18 protein-coding genes are annotated in these 22,891 nt (G+C 67.9%); 6 read left to right on the top strand and 12 right to left on the bottom strand.

Translation table 11 applies throughout. The features are described 5' to 3' along the window. Nucleotides 1–12: 12 nt before the first annotated feature. On the top strand, nt 13–780 hold the full coding sequence (rsmA, locus tag G4D77_RS15925; RefSeq protein WP_017404994.1) for a 16S rRNA (adenine(1518)-N(6)/adenine(1519)-N(6))-dimethyltransferase RsmA: 768 nt from the start codon (nt 13–15) through the stop codon (nt 778–780). A 66-nt stretch (nt 781–846) separates the two neighbouring features. On the opposite strand, the gene G4D77_RS15920 is transcribed toward rsmA, so the two are convergent. From G4D77_RS15920 to G4D77_RS15875, 10 genes are all read right to left on the bottom strand, one after another. Beyond that, nucleotides 847–1,272 (bottom strand): barstar family protein, encoded by a 426-nt coding sequence (locus G4D77_RS15920; protein WP_013804792.1) that lies wholly within the window; start codon nt 1,270–1,272, stop codon nt 847–849. Between the two features lie 149 nt (nt 1,273–1,421). Then, nucleotides 1,422–1,841 (bottom strand): guanyl-specific ribonuclease, encoded by a 420-nt coding sequence (locus G4D77_RS15915; protein WP_016447232.1) that lies wholly within the window; start codon nt 1,839–1,841, stop codon nt 1,422–1,424. A gap of 324 nt (nt 1,842–2,165) precedes the next feature. Continuing rightward, nucleotides 2,166–4,475: an NADP-dependent malic enzyme gene (locus G4D77_RS15910; RefSeq protein ID WP_016447231.1), complete on the bottom strand. Its 2,310-nt coding sequence runs from the start codon at nt 4,473–4,475 to the stop codon at nt 2,166–2,168. A gap of 208 nt (nt 4,476–4,683) precedes the next feature. Next, nucleotides 4,684–6,150 carry a M81 family metallopeptidase gene (locus G4D77_RS15905; RefSeq protein WP_154832941.1) on the bottom strand — a complete coding sequence of 489 codons (1,467 nt, stop codon included), beginning with the start codon at nt 6,148–6,150 and terminating at the stop codon, nt 4,684–4,686. Beyond that, nucleotides 6,147–7,442, bottom strand: a complete 1,296-nt coding sequence (locus tag G4D77_RS15900; RefSeq protein WP_046238005.1) for a Zn-dependent hydrolase — start codon at nt 7,440–7,442, stop codon at nt 6,147–6,149. Before G4D77_RS15900 ends, G4D77_RS15905 begins: the two co-directional genes overlap by 4 nt. A 32-nt stretch (nt 7,443–7,474) precedes the next feature. Further along, nucleotides 7,475–8,185, bottom strand: a complete 711-nt coding sequence (locus G4D77_RS15895) for an ABC transporter ATP-binding protein (protein ID WP_017404300.1) — start codon at nt 8,183–8,185, stop codon at nt 7,475–7,477. Further along, entirely contained in the window at nt 8,182–8,961 is a 780-nt protein-coding gene (locus G4D77_RS15890) for an ABC transporter ATP-binding protein (RefSeq protein ID WP_012207823.1), read from the bottom strand. The genes G4D77_RS15895 and G4D77_RS15890 overlap by 4 nt, the downstream gene beginning before the upstream one ends. Further along, nucleotides 8,958–9,950, bottom strand: coding sequence for a branched-chain amino acid ABC transporter permease (locus G4D77_RS15885; protein WP_026062103.1), 993 nt, complete (start codon nt 9,948–9,950; stop codon nt 8,958–8,960). The genes G4D77_RS15890 and G4D77_RS15885 overlap by 4 nt, the downstream gene beginning before the upstream one ends. Nucleotides 9,951–9,955: 5 nt before the next feature. Continuing rightward, nucleotides 9,956–10,816, bottom strand: coding sequence for a branched-chain amino acid ABC transporter permease (locus G4D77_RS15880; protein WP_016447227.1), 861 nt, complete (start codon nt 10,814–10,816; stop codon nt 9,956–9,958). 194 nt (nt 10,817–11,010) lie between these two features. Continuing rightward, complete coding sequence (locus tag G4D77_RS15875; RefSeq protein WP_034365479.1) at nt 11,011–12,216, bottom strand: ABC transporter substrate-binding protein; 1,206 nt, start codon at nt 12,214–12,216, stop codon at nt 11,011–11,013. A gap of 244 nt (nt 12,217–12,460) precedes the next feature. Between G4D77_RS15875 and G4D77_RS15870 the strand changes: the two genes are divergently transcribed. Then, on the top strand, nt 12,461–13,477 hold the full coding sequence (locus G4D77_RS15870; protein WP_213757688.1) for a FadR/GntR family transcriptional regulator: 1,017 nt from the start codon (nt 12,461–12,463) through the stop codon (nt 13,475–13,477). Between the two features lie 109 nt (nt 13,478–13,586). Then, nucleotides 13,587–14,615 carry a Bug family tripartite tricarboxylate transporter substrate binding protein gene (locus G4D77_RS15865; RefSeq protein WP_016454212.1) on the top strand — a complete coding sequence of 343 codons (1,029 nt, stop codon included), beginning with the start codon at nt 13,587–13,589 and terminating at the stop codon, nt 14,613–14,615. Nucleotides 14,616–14,694: 79 nt separating this feature from the next. On the opposite strand, the gene aptA is transcribed toward G4D77_RS15865, so the two are convergent. After that, entirely contained in the window at nt 14,695–16,053 is a 1,359-nt protein-coding gene (gene aptA / locus G4D77_RS15860) for an omega-aminotransferase AptA (protein WP_016447223.1), read from the bottom strand. Between the two features lie 246 nt (nt 16,054–16,299). Between aptA and G4D77_RS15855 the strand changes: the two genes are divergently transcribed. Then, nucleotides 16,300–17,268 carry a LysR family transcriptional regulator gene (locus G4D77_RS15855; protein WP_154836297.1) on the top strand — a complete coding sequence of 323 codons (969 nt, stop codon included), beginning with the start codon at nt 16,300–16,302 and terminating at the stop codon, nt 17,266–17,268. Between the two features lie 411 nt (nt 17,269–17,679). Here the strand turns inward: G4D77_RS15855 and G4D77_RS15850 are convergent, their stop codons facing one another. Further along, nucleotides 17,680–17,952: a DUF2061 domain-containing protein gene (locus G4D77_RS15850; RefSeq protein WP_154836296.1), complete on the bottom strand. Its 273-nt coding sequence runs from the start codon at nt 17,950–17,952 to the stop codon at nt 17,680–17,682. 138 nt (nt 17,953–18,090) lie between these two features. On the opposite strand from G4D77_RS15850, the gene G4D77_RS15845 reads away from it, so the two are divergent. Together G4D77_RS15845 and G4D77_RS15840 are read left to right on the top strand one after the other, a co-directional pair. Next, nucleotides 18,091–21,879 carry a PAS domain S-box protein gene (locus G4D77_RS15845; RefSeq protein WP_016447219.1) on the top strand — a complete coding sequence of 1,263 codons (3,789 nt, stop codon included), beginning with the start codon at nt 18,091–18,093 and terminating at the stop codon, nt 21,877–21,879. Further along, a complete protein-coding gene (locus tag G4D77_RS15840; protein WP_016447218.1) occupies nt 21,876–22,877 on the top strand; it encodes an HD-GYP domain-containing protein in 1,002 nt (333 codons plus the stop codon). Before G4D77_RS15845 ends, G4D77_RS15840 begins: the two co-directional genes overlap by 4 nt. Nucleotides 22,878–22,891: the final 14 nt, after the last annotated feature.

Genomic DNA, 22,891 nt, shown 5'->3' with positions numbered 1-22,891 from the left:
CTTGCTTTTTCTATGAAACACATTCCTCGCAAACGCTTCGGCCAGAACTTCCTGACCGATGGCGGCATCATCGACGGCATCGTGCGTGCCATCGATCCCCGGCCGGGCCAGTCCATGGTCGAGATCGGTCCGGGCCTGATGGCCCTGACCCAGCCCCTGGTCGAGCGCCTGGGCCGGCTCACCGTGATCGAACTGGACCGCGACCTGGCCGTGCGCCTGCGCCTGCACGAGCAGCTCGACGTGGTCGAGTCCGACGTGCTCAAGGTGGACTTTCGCGCCATCGCTGCGCGCCTGGGCGTGCCCAAGCTGCGCATTGCGGGCAACCTGCCCTACAACATCTCCAGCCCCATCCTCTTTCACCTGCTCGAGCAGGTGGACGTGGTCGAGGACCAGCACTTCATGCTGCAAAAGGAGGTCATCGACCGCATGGTGGCCTCTCCGGCCACGGCCGCCTATGGGCGGCTGACGGTCATGCTGCAGTGGCGCTATGCGATGGAGAGCGTGCTGTACGTGCCGCCCGAGAGCTTCAATCCGCCGCCCAAGGTGGACAGCGCCGTCGTGCGCATGGTCCCGCGCGAGGCGCCGGCGGCCCTGGACGCGAAGCTGCTGGAGGAGATGGTGCAGGTGGCCTTCAGCCAGCGGCGCAAGATCCTGCGCAACACGCTGGGGCGCTGGCTGGAAGCCAAGGGCTTTGACGGGGAGTTCGACCTGCAGCGCCGCGCCGAGGAAGTGCCGGTGTCCGAGTACGAGGCACTTGCAGCCCGGTTCACGCGCAGCTAGACGCAGGTGGCGCACGGCGCCAGCGCCCGCATGGGACGCTGGCGCCGTGCAATCAATGTGCGGCTCTTACAGGAAAGAGTAGAAGCAGCGGAACGGGATCTTGCGCTCGGCCCAGTACTCGGCCGCGTCGCGGAAGCTGTCCAGCAGCTGCTCGCGCACTTCCTTGTCGAACTTGGGCGTGGTCGGGATCTGGTCGAGCACGAGCACAAAGCCCGGCTGCGGGCCGGCCTTGTGGATGGGGTCGGTCAGGCAGTCGTAGAGCGCGTCGAAGTTCTTGCCGAAATGCGCGGGGAAGAAGAACTGCGTGGCCAGCAGTTCCAGGATGTCGGCCTTGGTCTGCGCATGGGCCAGGTTGGCATACAGAAAATGGCACCCCAGCGTCTCGGCCGCCTGTTGCAGATCCTCCACCCTGTAGGCGCGGATGGACTGCACGATGTTGGCGCGCACGTTCCGCAAAGGGGTGTCCGGGATCTTACGAAGTGGTGCATCCATCTCCGTGGCTCTTTCTCTAACGTGGATGTGGCCTGCGGGTACGGGCACGTGGCCTGCGGTGTCCCCGGGCTGTGGATGAAATGCAGACCCCTGCCAGCGCACTGCGTCGGACGCGGAGGGTCGAACTGGCTGCAAAGACTGGGTCGAGGTCATTCGATGATCTTGCGAAAGCTGCTGTAGTGGTCGCTGGTGTAGTAGCAGGCATCGGGCTGCTGGGGCTCTCCGCCGCAGACGATGCGGCGGGCTCCGCGGTCACGCGAGCCGGGCGTGCGCACCGTGTACTCACGGTAGTAGCCGCGCGACTGGCGCGGCAGGATGCGCTCGCGGTTGCCGAACACCGTGCCGTCCTTGTCGTGGGCAAAAGGCCCGCCGCGCAGGATCAGCGTATAGGTGGAACGGCCTTCGCGCGGCAGCTCTGACAGGGTGACGGTGGCCATGGCCGCCGTCGAATCCGCGCTCTCGGGCGCCGAGCGGCGCGCATCAGCGAGCGAGGGCGACAGCACAAAGGCGGCCCCGACGATGAGCGCTAGACCGGACTGGTACGCCTTGGCGGCGGCTGCCTTCAGCATCAACTACACCTTTCAGAAATCCAGGGAAGCCCTGAAATCTCGACCCGCTAGTGTGACGGAACACCCCTCAAAATGCAAGTTCTGCCTAAAAAACAGGCAGCTTGACTGAGGAAATGTCTGGGGATTGAACAGTGAGAAGGCAACTCTGCGCCTGAGTTGCCTTCCATTCAATGCAAATGCCGCCCGTTGTCTCAAAAACGCGCGCGGCCAAAACGAGGGACACCGAGCAAGGGCCGCCCCGCAGCGAGGGTGTCGTCCCCCTCCCGCGAAGCGAGAGAGGGCGCCGTGCACACGGGGGAAGCGGCGAAGCCGCTCAGGGGGAGCTTACCGATTAGCGTTAGCGTCCGCCACCGTCAGCGCCGTCATGTTGACGATGCGGCGCACCGTCGTGCTCGGCGTGAGGATGTGCACGGGACGGGCGGCGCCCAGCAGCACGGGGCCGATGGCAATGCCGCCGCCAGCGGCCTGCTTGAGCAGGTTGTAGCTGATGTTGGCCGCGTCGATGTTGGGCATGACCAGCAGGTTGGCATTGCCCAGCAGCGTGCTGTTGGGCATGAGCTGGGCGCGGGCCTTGCCGTCCAGGGCCACGTCGCCGTGCATCTCGCCGTCCACTTCCAGCCAGGGGGCCTGCTCGCGCAGCAGCTCCAGGGTCTGGCGCATCTTGACGGCGCTGGGCTGGTTGCTGGAGCCGTAGTTGGAGTGCGACAGCAGGGCGGCCTTGGGCTTGACGCCGAAGCGCATCATTTCCTCGGCGGCCATGATGGTGATTTCAGCCAGCTGCTCGGCCGTGGGGTCGTAGTTGACGTGGGTGTCCACCAGGAAGACCTGGCGGTCGGGCAGCAGCAGGCCGTTCATGCAGGCATAGGTCTGCACGCCGGCGCGGCGGCCGATCACCTGGTCCACGTACTGCAGGTGGTGCGATGTCTGGCCCCAGGTGCCGGTGATCAGGCCGTCCACTTCGCCCTTGTGCAGCAGCATGGAGCCGATCAGGGTCAGGCGGCGGCGCATCTCGATCCTGGCGATGGGCACGGTGATGCCCTTGCGCTCGGTCATGCGGTGGTAGGTCTGCCAGAAGTCGCGGTAGCGCTCGTCGTGCTCGACGTTGACCACGTCGTAGTCCTGGCCCTCCTTCAGGCGCAGGCCGAACTTCTCGATGCGCTGGGCAATGATGGCCGGGCGGCCGATCAGCGTGGGGCGCGCAATGCGCTCGTCCACCACGATCTGCGCGGCGCGCAGGATGCGCTCTTCCTCGCCTTCGGCATAGGCCACGCGCTTCTTGGTGGCCTTCTTGGCCGTGGCGAACAGCGGCTTCATCATCGTGCCCGAGGCATAGACGAAGGTCTGCAGATGGGCGCGGTAGGCGTCCATGTCCTGGATCGGGCGCTGGGCCACGCCGCATTCGGCGGCAGCCTGGGCCACGGCCGAGGCGATCTTCATCATCAGGCGCGGATCGAAGGGCTTGGGGATCAGGTACTCAGGACCGAAGCTCAGCTGCTCGCCCACGTAGGCTGCCGCCACTTCCTCGCTCTGCTCGGCCTGGGCCAGTTCGGCGATGGCGTGGACGGTGGCGATTTCCATCTCGGTGGTGATGGTGGTCGCGCCGCAGTCCAGCGCACCGCGGAAGATGTACGGGAAGCACAGGACGTTGTTGACCTGGTTGGGATAGTCCGAGCGGCCCGTGGCGATGATGGCGTCGCTGCGCACGGCCTTGACGTCTTCGGGAACGATTTCGGGGTTGGGATTGGCCAGCGCGAAGATCACCGGGCGCGCGGCCATCTTGACCACCATGTCCTGCTTGAGCACGCCGCCAGCGGACAGGCCCAGGAAGACGTCGGCGCCTTCGATGACCTGGCCCAGGGTGCGCAGCTCGGTGGCGCGTGCGAACTGGGCCTTGTCCTCGTCCATCAGTTCGGTGCGGCCTTCGTAGACCACGCCGGCCAGGTCGGTGACGAACACGTTCTCCCGGCGCAGGCCGACCTTGAGCAGCAGGTTCAGGCAGGCCAGGGCAGCGGCGCCCGCGCCCGAGGCGACGAGCCGGACCTCCTCGATCTTCTTGCCCGCGACCTTGAGCGCGTTGACCATGGCCGCAGCCACGGTGATGGCCGTGCCGTGCTGGTCATCGTGGAAGACGGGGATCTTCAGGCGGCGGCGCAGTTCGCGCTCCACGAAGAAGCACTCGGGCGCCTTGATGTCTTCCAGGTTGATGGCGCCGAAGGTGGGTTCCAGCGCGGCGATCACGTCGACCAGCTTTTGCGGGTCCTTCTCGTTGATCTCGATGTCGAAGACGTCCACGCCCGCGAACTTCTTGAACAGGACGGCCTTGCCTTCCATCACCGGCTTGGAGGCCAGCGCGCCGATGTCGCCCAGTCCCAGCACGGCCGTGCCGTTGGAGATCACGGCCACCAGGTTGCCGCGCGCCGTGTACTTGAAGGCGGCGGCCGGGTCCTTGACGATCTCTTCGCAGGGCGCTGCCACGCCGGGCGAGTAGGCCAGGGCCAGGTCATGCTGGTTGGCCATGGGCTTGGTCGGCACGATGGTCAGCTTGCCGGGCTTGGGAAACTCGTGGTATTCGAGTGCGGCACGGCGCAGCTGGGCACGTTTATCGGAAGGGGTCGGGGCCGTGTTGTCGGACATCAAGCGTCTCCAGCGAAGGCATGGCCAACGCACGCGCGGATCAGCCCGCGTGCCGTCGGCCGAGGTAGGGGGGAACCGATTGTAGGCCGACAGGCAATAGCCGGGCCCTGCTGTGAAACTGTTGTGATGCCTGGTTGCCCAATGTCCTGCGGCGGCGGCGGTCTTTGCTTGCGCGGCGCCGCAAAGCCGGGCAATCACATGGCGTCCATCAGATGGCGTCCAGCGGAAACACCGGGCGGCTGACCTGGGCGAACGGAAAGCGCGAATAGTCCGAGGTGGTCACGCCGGGGCTGTCGCACTCGACCAGGCCGGCGGACAGCGGCACGAAGACGGGCCGGCAGTACATGCGCGACTTGAGCAGCACGAAGCGAAAGCGCGTCGGGTCCATGCCCACGCAGTGGAACACGCCCAGGTCCCAGGGCTCGTGCGTCTGCTCGGTGATCACGATCTGCGCTGCGCCCGTGTCCAGGCAGACCGTGCGGCCCATGTGGCAGCGCTGGCCGGTGTAGATGGGGCCGCTGACCGTGTAGGTGCCGTCGCTGACGGCGCGCACCGTGCCGCGCAGCCGCAGCGGCTGCTTGTGAAGGCCTATGCCTTCGAGCGAGACCTTGTTGCCCAGCGCGATCTCCACCTCGGTGCCTTCGCCGGCCGCCGTGAGCGAGGCAACCGCTTCGGGGTCGCACAGCGGGCCCACGGCAATGCCTGACAGGCCCAGCTCCAGCGCGGTCTGCAGCACGTCCATGGTGTCGCAGGTGCCGCCGGACATGCAGTTGTCGCCATGGTCGAGCAGCAGCACGGGGCGGTCGGCTCCCTCGGCCAGGGCCTGGGCGCGGCGCAGCGAATCGGCCAGCGGCTCGCTGCGGTAGACGAAGTCGGCGCGGCGCTGCCAGATCCGGGCGGCCAGCGCGTCCACGCTCGCCTGGGTGGCCGCGCGCTCGTCGGTCCTGCAGGTGGCGACCACGCTCACGCAGGGCGCGGCGATGTCGGCCAGCGAGAAGCCGCCGAACACCGAGACCGCGGGCAGGCCCTCCGCTTCCAGGGCGCGCGCTGCGTTCACGGCGTCCAGCATGGGGCCGTCCAGCGTGGTGCTGCGCAGCGTGTGGCTCATCAGGGGCAGGCGGTGCCAGCACACGGCGTAGCGCGCGCGGCCGGCCAGCATGTCCAGCAGCAGCCGGCCCGCGTGCTCGCCGGTCTCGTACATGTCGATGTGCGGATAGGTCTTGAAGCCCACCATCACATCGGCATTGCCCACCATTTTTTCGGTGATGTTGCCGTGCAGGTCCAGCGCCACGCCAACGGGCACGCCGGGTGCGGCGGCGCGCACGCGTTCGAGCAGGTCACCTTCGCCGTCGGCACTGTTCTCGGCCACCATGGCGCCGTGCAGGTCCAGCAAGATGGCATCGCAGCCCGGCGCGGCCGCCACGATGCGGTGCGTGAGTTCGTCATAGGCGGCCGCATGCACGGGGCCGCTGGGATTGGAGGTGGCCGACACGGGCGTGACCAGGGTGGCGCCCGCCGCCTCGGCCAGGTCGATGAAGGCGGCCATGGCCGTGCGCATGCCCTTGTTGGCCGAATAGGCCGCCTCGCCATAGGTGGGCGCAAACGCCTCGATGGGCGTGGGCACGGGCGAGAAGGTATTGGTCTCGTGGTTGAGCCGGGCGATCAGGATCTTCATGCCGGCACCCCGCCGTCCGCTGCCTGCACCACGCCCGCGGCCGCCAGCATGGCGCGCAGCAGCACGTTGCAGCCGGCCTCCAGGTGGGCGGGCTCGGCATTCTCGATCTCGTTGTGGCTGATGCCGTCGGCGCAGGGCACGAAGATCATGGCGGCAGGCGCCACGCGCGCCAGGTAGACGGCATCGTGGCCCGCGCCGCTGACTACGTCCATGGCGCTGTAGCCCAGGTCGGCGGCATTGGCGCGCACGGCCTCCACCAGGTGTGGCGTGAACGGCTGGGGCGGGAAGTAGACGACCTGCTCCACGCCAACGGTCACGCCATGCGCGGCCGCAATGCGCTCGCAGGCCGCGCGCAGTGCGGCGTCCATGTCCAGCAACTGGCCGTCGTCCGGCGCGCGCAGGTCCACGCTGAGCTTGACGCCGCCCGGGATCACGTTGCGCGAGTTGGGAAACACCTCCAGCGATCCCACGGTGCCGCGCGCATGCGGCAGGCGGTCCAGGGCGATGCGGTTGACCTCGGCCACGATGCAGCTGGCGGCCAGCAGGGCGTCGCGGCGCAGCTCCATGGGCGTGGGGCCGGCATGGGCCTCCATGCCCTGCACGCTGACGTCGTACCAGCGCTGGCCCAGCGCGGCGCTGACCACGCCGATCACGCGTTCATGGTTTTCCAGCACCGGGCCCTGTTCGATATGGGCCTCGAAATACGCGCCCACCGCAGGCGCCGGGCCGGCCGGCCCGGCATAGCCGATGGCGCGCAGCGCCTCGTCCACGCTCACGCCCTGGGCATCGCGCTGGGCCAGCGCATGCTCCAGCGTGAAGGCATTGACGAACACGCCCGAGCCCATCATCACGGGCACGAAGCGCGAGCCTTCCTCGTTGGTCCACACGGCCACTTCCAACGGGGCGCGCGTGCGCACGCCGCCATCGCCCAGCGTGCGCAGCACCTCCAGCCCGGCCAGCACGCCGTAGTTGCCGTCGAACTTGCCGCCCGTGGGCTGGGTGTCGATGTGGCTGCCCGTCATCACGGGCGGCAGCGCATCGTCCAGGCCCGCGCGGCGCGCGAAGATGTTGCCGATGGCATCGACGCGGATGCTGCAGCCGGCCTCGCGCGCCCACTGCACGAAGAGATCGCGCCCCTGGCGGTCCAGGTCCGTCAGCGCCAGGCGGCACACGCCGCCCTTGGGTGTGGCGCCTATGCGCGCCAGGTCCATCAGCGATTGCCACAGGCGGGCGCCGTCGGTGCGCAGCCCGGCCGCAACGGCGGCGGCTGCAAGAGGGGTACTGAGATCCATGAATGACTCCTGGGAATGCGAAAGGCGGTGGATCAGGCGATCCCTACACCGAGATACCGGTCCTTGATGGCGTCATCGGCCAGGAAAGCGGCATTGCCTGCCTCGTGCGCAATCGCACCCTGTTCGATGATGTAGTGGCGGTCGGCCAGCTGGGTGCAGACCTCCAGGTTCTGCTCCACCAGCAAGATCGCCACGCCAGCGGCCTTGATGGTCTTGAGCTGGGCCACGATCTCCTCCACGATCACGGGCGCCAGGCCCTCGACGGGCTCGTCCAGCATGAGCAGGCGCGGCGCGTTCATTAGGGCGCGGCCTATGGCCAGCATCTGCTGCTCGCCGCCCGACAGCTGGCCGCCACCGTTGCCGCGCCGCTCCTTGAGGCGCGGGAAGATGCGGTAGATGTCGGCCAGCTGCCAGGGCGAGCGCTTGCGCTGGCCCAGCATCAGGTTCTCCTCCACCGTGAGCAGCTTGAAGATGCCGCGGTGCTCGGGCACCAGGCAGATGCCGCGCTGGGCCACCTGGTGCGTGGCCAGCCGGTGCACGGGCTCGCCGCCGAAGCGGATCTGCCCCTGCGAGGGCTGCATCACGCCTGCGATGGACTTGAGCGTGGTGGTCTTGCCCGCGCCGTTGCGGCCCAGCAGCGTGACCAGCTCGCCGTCCTGCACCTGCAGCGACACGCCCTGCAGCACATGGCTCTTGCCGTAGTGGGCGTGTATGCCCTCGACCGAAAGCAGGGGACCGCTCATGCCTTTCCTCCCGTGATCATGTTGCCCAGATAGGCGCTGCGCACACGCTCGTCGGCGCGGATCTCGTGGGGCAGGCCTTCGGCCAGCACACGGCCCTGCTGCATGACGGTGATGGTGTCGGAGATGTCCATGACGATGTTCATGTTGTGCTCGATGAGCACCACGGTGTGCTCGTCCCTGAGGCCCTGGATCAGGCGCTTCATCTCGTCCAGGTCGTCGATGCCCATGCCCGAGGTCGGCTCGTCCAGGAAGATGGCCTTGGGCCGCGCGGCCAGGGCCATGCCCACCTCCAGCCGCCGCTGCTGGCCGTGCGAGAGGTTGCCGGCCGGCGTGTCCGCATGGCGCTCCAGGCCCAGGCGCGAGAGCACGCTGGCCACGGTATCGGCCAGGGCGCGAGCGCCCACGGGCGCGTTCCAGCAGTCCAGGGCCCTGGCGGGGGCCACGCCCTGCGCGGCCAGGCGCAGGTTCTCGCGCACGGGCAGGGTCAGGAACAGGCTGGTGACCTGAAAGGACCGTGCCATGCCACGGCGCACGCGGCGGTGGTCGGGCTCGCGCGTCACGTCGTGGCCGTCGAAGACGATGCGCCCGCCGCTCACGCTCTTGGTGCCCGTGAGCATGTGGAACAGCGTGGTCTTGCCCGCACCGTTGGGGCCGATCACCGAGTGCACGGTGTGGGCGCGGACCTTGAGGTCCACGCCGCCCAGGGCGACGAACTTGTCATAGCGTTTCTCGACGCCCACGGCTTCGAGCAGGATGGGAGATGCTGCGGCGCTCATGCCTGGCCTCCTTTGGTTTCTGCAGCGGCCGCCGCGGCATCTGCCGGCCCTTTGCGGCGCACCAGGGCCCACAGGCTCTCGCCCAGGCCCCACAGGCCGCGCTGCAGGCCCAGGCTCACGATCATCAGCACCACGCCCAGCAGCAGCAGCCAGCGCGGCCACAGCGTGGACAGCCAGTCGCCCAGCAGCACGTAGAAGGCCGCGCCCAGCACCGAGGCCAGCAGGTTGCCCGTGCCGCCGATCACGGTCATCACCAGGATCATTTCGCTGGTGTGGTACTCGGCATTGGACAGCGGGGCGATGCCCGTCATCATGGCGTGCAGCGCGCCGGCCAGGCCCGTGACCGCGCCCGAGATCACGAAGGCCTGCAGCTTCAGCAGCCTCAGGTCGTAGCCCACGGCGGCGGCGCGCTCCTCGTTGTCGCGCACGGCCAGCAGCGTGCGGCCGAACATGGAGTCGCAGACGCGGCGCAGCAGCCAGAACACCACCAGAAAGAGCACGGCCACAAAGCCGTAGTACTGCCAGGGCGTGGCCAGCGGCCACAGCGTCTGGCCGGCCACCGCGAGGGCGGGGCGGGGCACATCGAGCAGGCCGTTGTCGCCGCCGGTGATGTCCGTGGCCGAGTAGGCGATGAAGTAGAACATCTGCGCAAACGCCAGGGTGAGCATCACGAAATAGGTTCCGCGCTGGCGTATGGCCACCCAGCCGACGATGGCCGCGCCCACGGCGCCCATGGCGGTGGCGGCCAGCAGGGCCAGCGGCATGGGCAGGGGCCAGCGCGTCAGCAGCAGGGCGATGGTGTAGCTGCCCAGCCCGAAGAAGATGCCCTGCCCGAAGGACAGCAGCCCCGTGTAGCCTAGCAGCAGATTGCAGCCCATGGCCGCGAGGCCGAAGATCAGCACCTCGCTGGCCAGCGAGCCCGACTGCATGCACAGCGGCATGGCGACCACGATGGCCAGCGCGAGAAGGAGATGGGAATGCCTGGTCATGGTCTTCATCCTTTGCGGCCCAGCAGGCCATGGGGTCGCAGCAGCAGCACGGCGGCCATGGCCACGTAGATCATCAGGCGCGCGCCCTCGGGCCACAGCGTGCTCATCACGCTTTGCACGATGCCGATCAGCAGGCCGCCGACCAGGGCGCCGCCGAAGCTGCCCAGCCCGCCCACGACCACGATCACGAACGCCACGCCCAGCGCCTCCACGCCCATGAAGGGCTCGGCGCCGCGTATGGGCGCGGCCAGCACGCCGGCCAGCGCCGCCGTGGCCGCGCCCAGCGCGAACACCAGGCTGAAGATGCGCAGCACGTTCACGCCCAGCAGGGACACCATCTCGGTCGATTCGCTGCCCGCGCGCACCGCGCTGCCCAGCCGCGTGCCTTCCAGCAGCCACCACAGCAGCACGGCCAGCACGGCGGTGAAGCCGATCACGAACAGCCGGTACTTGGGATAGACGAAGCTGCCCCACATCACCACGCCCTGCAGCAGATCGGGCACGGCCACGCTGTCGCCCAGCGGGCCCCATTGCACGATCACCAGCTCCTGCACCACCAGGGCCAGGCCCACGGTGACGATGATGTGGAACTCATGCGCCTTGGCATACACATGGCGCAGCATGAGCTTTTCCACCAGCCAGCCCAGCGCGCCCACGGCCAGCGGCACCACGATCAGGGACAGCCAGAAGCTCATGCCCCAGCGCGTCATCTGGTAGCAGAAATAGGCGCCCAGCAGGTAGAAGGCACCGTGCGCGAAATTCACGAAACGCAGCAGGCCGAAAACGATGGACAGGCCCACGGCCAACAGGAAATACAGCATGCCTATGCCGATCCCGTTGATGGTCTGAAGCAGATAGATGCTCATACAGGGTCCGAAACGATGGACGAAGGAGGCGAAGTGCCCGGTGGCTCTGAAGCACGCCGGTCATGGTGCTGTGCCTATGAAACTGGCGCAGCCTAAGTGAGGGACACCGAGGAAGGGCCGCCCCGCACCGAGGGTGTCGTCCCCCTCCCGCGAAGCGAGAGAGGGGGAAGGCGCGCAGCGCCTCAGGGGGAGCTCTAAACCAGCTTGCAGCCGGTCTGGTCTACGGGCAGGAAGGACTTGCCGGAGCTGACCACATCCACGTAGTCGTCCTTGTTCTTCATCTTGGACTTGGCCTTGCCCTTGAGCAGGTAGTAGTTCTTGAGCACCTGGTGGTCTGCCTTGCGCACCTCTTCCTCGCCCGTCAGGCCCTGGTACTTCATGCCTTCCAGCGCGGCGACTACGGCCTTGGGGTCGACCGTGCCGGCCTTGACGATGGCATCGATCATCAGCTTGGTGCAGATGTAGTGGCCGGCCAGGCTGTAGTTGGGATTGGCCTTGAACTTGTCGTTGCAGCGCTGCACCAGATCACGGTTGAGCGGCGTGTCCACCGTGTGCCAGTACTGGGCGCCGAAGTACACGCCGTCGCACAGGTCGGCGCCCAGCGACTCGAACTGCTCCAGCCCCGAGGCCCAGGCGATCAGGATGGTCATGTTCTTGTTCATGCCGAAGCTGATGGCCTGGCGCAGCGTGTCCGAGGACTGGGCGCCGAAGTTCAGCAGCAGCAGCACGTCGGGCTTGGCCGCCACGGCATTGGTCAGGTAGCCGCTGAACTCCTTTTCGGTCAGCGAGTGGTAGCTGTTGCCCACATGCTCGATGCCCTTTTCCTTGAAGATGTTCTTGGCCGCCGTGAGCAGGCCGTCGCCGAACACGTACTGCGGCGTGATGGTGTACCAGCGCTTGGCCTTGGGCAGGGATTCGATCAGCGGGCGCACGGTCTGCTCGATGGCGCCGAAGGTGGGTGCCGACCAGCGGAAGGTGGCGCTGTTGCAGTCCTTGCCCGTGATCTCGTCTGCGCCTGCGGTGGTGATGAAGATGCCGCCGGCCTTCTCGGCCTCCTTGCCCATGGCCAGCGCCTCCGACGACAGGATGCCGCCTGCGAAAAAGCGCGTGCCCTGCTGCTGCGAAGACTCCTGCAGCTTGCGCACGGCCGTGGCGGGCTTGCCCTCGGTGTCCAGCACGGTGTAGGCCAGCGGGCGGCCCAGCGCCTTGCCGTATTGCTCTATGGCCAGCTTCATGCCCAGGTCCGCGTACTTGCCGTTGGCCGCGAAGGCGCCCGACATGGGCACGGGGCAGGCGAACTGGATGCTGTCCTTGGACTGCGCCCAGACGCTGCGGCCCAGGCCCAGCGATGCGGGCAATGCGCCCAGTGCCGAGAGTTGCAGGAGGTGACGACGTTGCATGGGATCTCCGTGATGGGGACTGAAGGCGCTGCGGCCCGGGTACGCTTTTCAGAGCAAGTTGCATGCCAGACGAAACGGGTGCGTGCAGGCTCCTTGATTCATATTTATAGTGATAAATAGAAGGAATAGGGCGCGTGCTTACCCTAGGCGCAAACGCCCACGCGCCATGGCGGTGCATACTGCACCAAACCCGTATGCAGACTGGGCGCGGACACGATCCGGTGCCCTTCCGGAGAACACAACAATGGCTACACCCAAGTCCGCCCCCCTGGCGATCCGGCAGCTCAAGCGCCCGGATCTGGTGGCCCAGGAGATCAAGCGCCTGATCACCGAAAAGAACCTCAGCCCCGGCGACCGCCTGCCGCGCGAAAGCGAGCTGCAGGCCCAGTTCCAGGTCAGCAAGGGAACGATCCGCGAGGCTCTCAAGTCGCTGGAAGTGCAGGGGCTGATCACCATCTCCACGGGCCCTTCGGGCGGGGGCATGGTCGTGGAGGTGCCGCTGGACCGCACGCTGCAGTTCATGCAGAACTACCTGTTCTTCCAGGAGGTGACCATCGACGACATCTACACGGTGCGCCAGATGCTGGAGCCCGAGCTGGCGGCAGGCGCCGTGCCCCATCTGACCGAGGCCGATTTCGAGGCCCTGGAGCACAGCATCGCCTGCTGCGATCCCACGCAAAGCAGCGACGACCTGGTGAGCCAGCGGCGCGAGGACGTGAACTTCCACGACATCCTGGCGGCCGCCAACCCCAACCCGTTTCTGCGCTTCACCTGCGAGCTGATCAACGAGATGATCCGCCAGCTCATCGTCTTCGCCAACCGTACTCCGCAGGCCGAGCACCGGCGCTTCGGCGAGGCCAATGCGCAGTTCCACCGCAGCATCGTGCAGGCCGCGCGCGAGCGCGATGCTGCGAAGGTGCGCGCATTGATGCAGGAGCACATGCGCGATGCGGCCAGCAGCGTCAAGCGCATGAAGGGCCGCATCCAGGGCCGGCTCATCCTCGATGCCGACAGCCTGCGCAGCCCGCGTCCGCGACGCGCCGTGCAGCCGGTGGAAAAGGCCGCAGCGACAGCGCCAGGGACTGCGCCAAAAACAACGGCAAGGGCGAGCGCAAGGACCACCGCGAAGGCCCCGGCAAAGGCCCCCGCAAAAACCATCCCAAAGGCCTCCGCAAAGACGGCTGCGAAGGCTCCGGCAAAGTCGCCTGCAAAGGCCACGTCCGCGCGTCCCGCTGCCGCACGCAAGCGCGCGGCCTCCTGAGCTGTCCCGCACCGGTCATCGGCGCCCCACGCCACGCGTTTCGCGCTGCCCGCTGCTGGTATGCTGCCGCGCGCTTGGCCTTCACGCATTCCCCTCACGAGACAACAGCATGAGACAAACCCCTTTCGCATCCTCCCGCACCCCGGTGCGCCGCGCAGCCCTGTGGCACGCCCTGGCCGGCGGCCTGGCGCTGGCGGCCACGCTGGCGGCGCCCCTCGCCCATGCCCAGGGCGCAGGCAGCTATCCGTCCAAGACCATTCGCCTGGTCGTGCCCTTCGCACCCGGTGGCTCCACCGACATCCTGGGCCGCCTGCTGGCGCAAAAGCTGGGCGAGAGCATGCACACCACGGTGGTGGTGGACAACAAGCCCGGTGCCAACGGCACCATCGGCTGCGACCTGGTGGCCAAGGCGCCGGCCGACGGCTACACCGTGGTGCTGGGCGACGTGGGCTGCATGGCCATGGCCAAGGGCCTGTATACCAAGCTGCCCTATGACCCGCTGCGCGACTTCGCGCCCATCAGCCTGGTGGCGCGCAGCCCGCTGGTGCTCACCGTGGGAGCGCAAAGCCCGTTCCACTCACTCAAGGAGCTAACGGCGGCGGCCCAGGCCCAGCCCGGCAAGCTCAACTACCCCTCGTCGGGCACGGGCGGACCCAACCATCTGGGCGCCGAGCTGTATGCCATGCAGGCCAAGGTCAAGATCGGCCACGTGCCCTACAAGGGCAGTGCGCCTTCGGTGGTGTCGCTGGCCGCCGGTGAGACCGACTTCGGCTTTCTCACGGCCGTGACCATTGCCGCGCAGCTCAAGGCCGGCAAGGTGCGCGCGCTGGCCGTGGCCCACAACGAACGCCTGCAGTCCATGCCCGACGTGCCCACCATGTCGGAGGCCGGCCTCAAGGACTTCACGGCCGATGCCTGGTTCCTCGCGGCCGTGCCCGCAGGCACGCCCAAGCCCATCGTGGACCGGCTCTACGCCGAGATCGCCAAGGCCCTGCCCGCGCCCGAGGTCAAGGAAAAGCTGGACGCCATGGGCGTGCTGCCCTCGGGCCTCAAGCCCGATGCCTCGGCCCAGTTCCTGCGCGTGGAAGTGGACAAGTGGCGCGATGTGATCAAGAACGCGGGCATCACGCTGGACTGATTTCGCAGCCTTGCCGTTGCCATGCAAAAAGCCCCTGCGGCCTCACGGCCCAGGGGCTTTTCTCATGTGCCGGAGATGCTCAGTTCGTTTCGGTCAGGGCATCGCCCAGGGCGCTGACCAGCCGCTCGATCTCGGCCTTCTCGCTGATGAAGGGCGGCGCGATCTGGATGGTGTCGCCGCCGTAGCGCACGTAAAAGCCCTTGTCCCAGCACTTCATGGCGATCTCGTAGGGACGGCGGGCCGGCTCGCCGGGCAGCGACTCGATGGTGAAGCCCGCAGCCAGGCCGAAGTTGCGGATGTCGGCCACATGCTTTGCTCCCTTGAGGCTGTGCACGGCCTGCTCGAAGAACGGGGCCAGCGCGCGCACGCGGCCCGGGCCGTCCTCGCGCTGCAGCAGGTCCAGCGCGGCCACGCCCGCCGCGCAGGCAATGGGGTGGGCCGAGTAGGTATAGCCGTGCGGGAACTCCAGCATGTACTCGGGGCCGCCCGCTGCCATGAAGGTGTCGTAGATCTCCTTGCTGGCCACCACGGCGCCCAGGGGCTGGGCGCCATTGGTCACCTGCTTGGCGATGTTCATGATGTCGGGCGTGACGCCGAAGGCCTCGGCCCCCGTCATGGCGCCGCAGCGGCCGAAGCCCGTGATGACCTCGTCGAAGATCAGCAGGATGTTGTTCTGCGTGCAGATCTCGCGCAGGCGCTGCAGGTAGCCGGCCGGCGGAATCACCACGCCGGCCGAGCCCGAGAAGGGCTCGACGATGACGGCCGCGATGTTGCTGGCGTCATGCAGGGCGATCAGGTCCAGCAGCCGGTCGGCCAGCGCGCGGCCATCGGTGGCAGGCATGCCTTTGTGGAAGGACCCCAGCGCCGGCTGCGTGTGCGGCAGGTGGTCGGCCTCCACGCCCTGGCCGAAGGTCTTGCGGTTGCCCACCATGCCGCCGACCGAGATGCCGCCGAAGTTCACGCCGTGGTAGCCCTTCTCGCGCCCGATCAGCCGGGTCTTGCCGCCCTGGCCCTTGGCGCGCCAGTAGGCGCGTGCCATCTTCAGCGCCGTGTCGGCGGCTTCCGAGCCCGAGCCTGTGAAGAACACATGGTCCAGGCCTGCGGGCGTCAGCTCCTTGATCTTGTTGGCCAGCGCGAACGAGGCCGGGTGGCCGAACTGGAAGGCCGGCGCATAGTCCAGCTGCTGGGCCGCGCGGCCGATGGCTTCGGCGATCTCGCGGCGGCCATGGCCCAGGCCCGAGCACCACAGGCCCGACAGGCCGTCGAAGATCTTGCGGCCGTCGGCATCGGTGTAGTAGGCGCCCTGGGCGCTGGTGATCATGCGCGGGCGCGCCTTGAACTCGCGGTTGCCGGTGAAGGGCATCCAGTGGGCCTCGAGCCAGGCGGCATCGGTGCGCGTGGCGGGGGCGGCGCTTTGTTCGGTGGGAACCAGGGTCATGGCGATCTCCTCGAGCTTAGGGAAGAAATGTGGATCGGCCCATTGTGAGCGCGCTGTTTGATTTCGCGAAGAGCGCGATATCGAGGTTTACTTGCATATTTCTGCAAGTGACCAAGCGCCTGCCGGTCGCGGCATGGCGTGCGCGCATTGGGGGAATCCGTCGCCACTGCCGCCCCGTGGCTCCCCTATAGTGGCTCCCCTGTAGCGGTGGCCATGTCCGGCAAGCACACCGGGAGGCGAATGGCGATGGCGGAATTTTCTCTGGATACCCCTGCGAGCCGCCGGGCACGCGATGGCCGTTCGCGCGCGGCGCTGGGCCAGCTGGGCGACATGGATCTGCGCCTGCTGCGCGTGTTCAAGGCCGTTGTCGAGTGCGGCGGCATGTCGGCTGCCGAGCTGGAACTGAACATCGGCAGCTCCACGCTGAGCCGCCACATGAAGGACCTGGAAGAGCGCCTGGGCCTGACGCTGTGCCGGCGCGGGCGCGCCGGCTTCGCGCTCACGCCCGAAGGCCACCGCATCTACGAGGCCACGCTGCAGCTGCTGGGCGGCGTGGAGGGGTTTCTGGGCCAGGTGGACGACATCCATGGCCGGCTGGCCGGTACGCTGGACGTGGCGCTGTTCGACAAGACCGTGGGCAATCCGCAGTCACGCATTCCCGAGGCGATAGGCCTGCTGCACGATCAGGCGCCGCAACTGCACCTGCGGCTGCACGTGGCCTCGATACAGGCCATCGAGCGCGGACTGATGGAGGGGCGCTGGCAGGTGGGCGTGCTGCCCTCTGCACCCAGTTCGGGCGCGCTGGACAGTGCCCGGTTGTTCGGCGAGCGCATGCAGCTGTACTGCGCTCCCGGCCATCCGCTGCATGGCGCCGACCATGGCGGGCTGGACTGGGACAGCCTGGGCGCACATGCCTTTGCAGGCCTGGGCTACCAGTCACCCAATATGGCGCTCAGCCACCAGGCCGGCCTGCAGCGCCAGGCCACGGGTTTTGACCAGGAGGCCATTGCCATGCTGGTGCGTTCGGGCCGCTACCTGGGATTTCTGCCCGACCACTATGCACAGGCCATGGAGGGCCAGGGTCTGCTGCAGGCCGTGGCCCCCCACCGGTTCTTCTATCTCTGTGATTTCTTCGCGGTCTGGCGCAGTGCCGTGGTGCCTGGCCGTGCAGCCCGTGTGTTCATCGACGCGCTGCTGGGCGTGCACCGTGAATGAACCGCTTTGCCACAGCCTTGGCAAGAGGAAAATCACAGGTTTGCGAAGAGGATATGCACAGCTTTTCGCACAGCTTGTGCACATATTTTCCAGCGTATGCGCTTGACAATGTTTGGCATTGTGACCGGCGCCGGGGCTTCAGTCCGCCCCGATGCGGTCGAAAGGCATGTATGGATTCCGTGCCGGCCATGGGCCGCACGGGCAGCGCCTTGATACCAACGATTTCGCATTTCCCGGGTTCTTGCCACCATGCGCCGCCATGTCCACCTCTCTTGCCGCCACGGCAGGGCCGGGTTTCAGCCCGTGCCGCCATCGACCATCCTTGCCAGGGTTTCGGTCAGCCAATTGCCGAATGAGGCGTCCGCGCTGAAGGACCGCAGAGGCGTGGGCATGTTCGTGCTCCTGGCGGGTTCAGGCCGCAGCCGCAGTGGCTGTTGCGGGCGGCGCCATGCCGGCGCCCGCGTCGGCACGGTGGCGCAGGCCGCGCTCCCACAGCTTTTCATGGAAGAAGAAGGCCACGGCCTGCACCGTGGGCTCCAGCAGGCTGAGCGTCAGCGCGGCCCAGAGATTGCGGGTCACGGCATAGGCCACGGCCGCTGCCACGGTGACATGGATGACGTAGTAGCTGGCAGTCTTCAACAGCGTGCGGCGGTGGTGGTGAAGGGTCTGGCGGATGCGGCTCATGGGGCTCTCCTCGGGATGAGACTCCATGCTAGGTGCGCGTAATAGTTATGGCCAATCGAAAATGATCATCAAAGTTATAAACACTATCGATGGCCGGCGGTTGCGTGCTGCGGCCTTGTGCCATGCGGGGGGCGCGCCATGAGCTGGGACCAGATTTTCGTGCTCGGCTGGGCGCCGCATCCGCAGTGGTTCCAGTGGCTGCATCCGGGCCTGGTGACGCTGTCGGTGCTGGTGGCCGTGGCCACGTCGGTGATGGCCATGCAGATTGCCGGGCTGGCGCGCGATGCCGCGTCGCCGCGCATACGCCGCGTGGGCGTGCTCACGGGCGCCTTCTGCCTGGGCGCGGGCATCTGGGCCATGCACTTCATCGGCATGCTGGCCTTCGTGCCCTGCACCTTTGGCGACTACGACCCCTGGATCACCACGCTGTCCATGCTGCCCAGCATGCTGGCGTCCTGGCTGGCGCTGACGCTGATGGTGCGGCCGCAGCTGTCCACGCAGGCGCTGGTGGGCGGCGGCGTGCTCATGGGGCTGGGCATTGGCTCCATGCACTACATCGGCATGGCGGCGGCCCAGACCTGGACCTCGATGCTCTACGACCCCTGGGGCGTGCTGCTGTCGGTGATCGTGGCGGCAGGCATGGCCATGCTGTCGCTGTGGGTGCGCTTCAGGCTGGGCAACACGGGCCGGCTGTGGCCCACGCTGGTGGCCGGCATCGTCATGGGCCTGGCCATTTCCTGCATGCACTATGCGGGCCTGTATGCACTGCGCCTCAAGCCCGAGATCGATGTGCTGGCGCAGGTGGAGTCGCCCACGCATGCGCTGCTGGTGTTCTCCATCGTCGGCATGGTGGTGCTGATCTTCGGTCTGGTGTTCGCGGTCAACATGACGCTGCGCTACCGCCAGATCTACCGCCAGGTGCAGCGCAGCGAATCGCGCCTGCGCGCCGTGGTGGAGACGGCAGTGGACGGCATCGTGATGATCAACGGGCGCGGCAGCATCGTGTCGTTCAACGGCGCGGCCGAGCGGCTGCTGGGCTGGACGGCGCAGGAGGTGGTGGGCCGCAGCGCCAGCCTGCTCATGCCCGCGTCGGGCTGCGATGGCGATGGCGGCTCGCTGCAAAAGCATCTGGCCACGGGCTTTGCGGGCCTGCTGGGCTCCAGCCGCGATATCAACGCCATGCACAAGGACGGCACCCAGATCGCCGTGCGCCTGGCCGTGGGGCGGGTGGCGATTGCCGGCGATCCGCTGTACGTGGGCTTTGTGACCGATATCCGCGAGCGCCGCCAGATGCTGCAGTCGCTGCGCCGCAGCGAGGAGCAGTACCGCACCCTGATCAACAACGTGCCCGGCACCACGTTCCGCTGCCTGTACGACGGCAAATGGACGCCGCTGCTGCTCAGCCGCTCCATCGAGGAGTTGACGGGCTGGACCGAGCAGGATTTCACCGATGGCCTCACGGGCTGGGACCGGCTCATCCACGCCGAGGACCGCGACCGGCTGGAGGCTGCGGTGGCGCATTCTCTGGCGCGGCGCCAGACCTACAACGCCGACTACCGCCTGCTGCACCGCGACGGCAGCACGCGCTGGGTGTCCGAGACCGGGCGCGGCGTCTTCAACGAACAGGACGAACTGACCTGGATCGACGGCGTGATCATGGATCAGACGGCGGCGCGCGCGCGCAATGCCGAGTTCGAGGGCACGGTGCGCGCCATCGACCTGTCGCTGGCCACCATCGAGTACGACCTGCGCGGCCATGTGCTGCGCGCCAACCGCAATTTCCTGGACCTGTTCGGCTACCGGCTCGACGAGGTCGCGGGCCGCCACCACGGCATGTTCTGCGAGCCCGGCTATGCGCATTCGCCCGAGCATGTGCAGTTCTGGCGCCGCCTGGCCGAGGGCGAGTTCCAGGCCGGCGAGTTCCTGCGCTGCGGGCACGAGGGGCGGCGCATCTGGGTGCAGGCCACCTACAACCCCATACGCGGTGCCGACGGCCGGCCCTACAAAATCGTCAAGCTGCTCACCGACATCAGCGCCCAGCGCAAGCTGGCCCAGGAGCTGGTGCTGGCCAAGGAGCATGCCGAAGCCGCGGCCGCCGCGCGCAGCACCTTCCTGGCCAACATGAGCCACGAGATCCGCACGCCCATGAACGCCATCATCGGCTTCACCGAGGCGTTGCGCGAAACGGCGCTGCAGCCCACGCAGGCGCGCTACCTGGACACGGTGCACTATGCGGCGCGCTCCATGCTGCGCCTGCTCAACGACATCCTGGACACGGCCAAGCTCGACAAGGGCGCGGTGGAGCTGGAGATAGAGGACTTCTCGGTGCGCGAGCTGTGCCAGCAGATCCTGGCATCGCTGCGCATCACGGCCGATCGCAAGGGCCTGGACCTGCGCCTGGACTACGACCCGCACACGCCGGCCGCGCTGCGCGGCGACGGCATGCGTGTGCAGCAGATCCTGGTGAACCTGCTGGGCAATGCCGTGAAGTTCACCGAACGCGGCCATGTGCTGCTGCGCGTGCGCTACGAGCAGGGCGTGCTCCAGCTCGATGTGCATGACACGGGCATAGGCATCGCGGCCGAGAAGATCCACCGCATCTTCGACCCCTTTGCCCAGGCCGACGCCTCGACCACGCGGCGTTTCGGCGGCACGGGCCTGGGCACGACCATCTCGCGCCAGCTGGCCGAACTCATGGGCGGCAGCATCCAGCTGCACAGCACGGTGGGCGTGGGCACGGTGTTCGAGGTGCGCCTGCCCCTGCCGGTCGGCGAGAGCCCGCTGTCCGAGCGCGGGGCGGCCAGCCGCGGCCTGCCGCCGCTGCACATCCTGGCCGTGGACGATGTGCCCGAGAACCTGGAGCTGCTGCAGATCAACTTCTCCAGCCAGAACCACCAGATGGTGCTGGCCCACGACGGTGCCGAGGCGCTGCGCTGCGTGCAGGCGCAGGAGCCGCCTTTCGATGTGGTGCTGATGGACCTGCAGATGCCGGGCATGGACGGCCTGGCGGCGGCGCGCGCCATCCGTGTCTGGGAGCGGCAGCTGCAGCGCCGGCCCGTGCCCATCGTCGCGCTGTCGGCCAGCGTGCTGGAGAAGGACCGCAGCGACGCCACCGCCGCCGGCATGGACGGCTTTGCCTCCAAGCCGCTGGACATGGCGCGGCTGCAGGCCGAGATCGCACGCCTGCTGTCGCTGCAGGTGGCGCTCAAGGAGGCCAGGCCGCCCGCGCCCGCCAGCGCCCAGCCGGGGCTGCCTGATGTCACGGTGGACTGGGCCTCGGGCATTGCGCTGTGGGGCCGGGTCGATCCGCTGGTGGCCGCCATTCGGCGTTTCCTCAATGAACAGCTGGACCTGGCCGACCGCCTGCGCCGTGCCCTGCAGCGCCCCGGACCCGAGGCCTTGATCGGCCTGGCGCACCGCGTGCGCGGCGCGGCCGGCAACCTGGGCCTGCAGGCCGTGTACCGGCTGGCATCGCGCCTGGAAGGCCTGGCGCAGGAGGGCGCCGGGCAGCCGCAGCTGCTCGCCCTCATCGACCAGCTGCACCAGGCGCTGGATGCCGTCGCGCGCGAGCTGCGCCAGCGCCACCCGGCCGCCATGCCGATGGCCGAGGCACAGGGGGCGGCATCGGGCGAGGCGCCGGGCCAGGCGCAGGGCCATGCGTGGGCGCAGGCCGAGGGCGATGCGGCGCCCCAGGCGGGCGCACCCGCCCTGCCTGCCGATGCCCGGCCCTGGCTGGAGCGCATCGTGGCCGCCTTGCACAGCGGGGAGCTGGACGGGCAGGCCATGCAGGCCCTCGTGCGCATGCTGACGGCCGAACAGCTTCAGCCGCTGCAGCAGGCACTGGATAATTTCGACTTCGAGCGCGCGCAGGAATGCGCCCAGCAGTTGCAGCAGCAACTGCCCTCGAACGATGGAGACAGAGCATGAATGCGCCCAATCTATTGGCAACGGACAAGCGCCCGCGCCTGCTGCTGGTCGATGACGACCCGACCAACCTGCATGTGCTGCGCCAGATCCTGGGCGAGGATTACCGGCTCTCGTTCGCCACGGACGGGCGCAAGGCTCTGCAGCTGGCCCAGCACCAGCCGGACCTGATCCTGCTGGACATCATGATGCCCGAGCTGGACGGCTACGCCGTGTGCCGCCAGCTCAAGGCGCAGGCCGACACGGCCCGCATCCCGGTGATCTTCATCACCGCCCTGTCGGACGGCCAGGACGAGGCGCTGGGCTTTGCCTCGGGCGCGGTGGACTACATCGTCAAGCCCGTGCGTGCGCCCGTGGTGCGGGCGCGGGTGCGCAACCACCTGTCGCTGGTCAAGCTCGACGAGCTGCGCAGCACGCGGCTGCAGATCGTGCAGCGCCTGGGCCGCGCGGCCGAGTACCGCGACAACGAGACGGGCATGCACGTGATCCGCATGAGCCACTACGCCAAGACACTGGCCTTGGCGGCCGGCTGCACCGACGAGTGGGCGGACGACCTGCTCAACGCCGCGCCCATGCACGATGTGGGCAAGATCGGCATCCCCGATGCCATCCTGCTCAAGAACGGCCCGCTGACGGCCGAGGAATGGACGGTCATGCGCCGCCATCCGCAGATCGGCGCCGAGATCATCGGCGAGCACGATTCCCAGGTGCTGCAGATGGCCTACAGCATCGCGCTGACCCACCACGAGAAATGGGACGGCACGGGCTATCCGCAGGGCCTGGCGGGCGAGGACATCCCGCTGGCCTCGCGCATCGTGGCCGTGGCCGACGTGTTCGATGCCCTCACCACGGAACGCCCCTACAAGCACGCGTGGACGGTGGACGACGCCATGGATCACATAGAGCAGCAGGCCGGCGCCCACTTCGACCCGCGCCTGGTGCCGCTGTTCATCGGCCTGCGCCCGCAGCTGGAAGACATACGCGAGCGCTGGAAGGATTGACGGGGAACCGATTC

The sequence above is a fragment of the Delftia sp. WY8 genome (genome assembly GCF_018437695.1).
Lineage (GTDB): Bacteria > Pseudomonadota > Gammaproteobacteria > Burkholderiales > Burkholderiaceae_C > Comamonas > Comamonas tsuruhatensis.
This window is presented reverse-complemented; position numbering and strand designations above follow the sequence as displayed.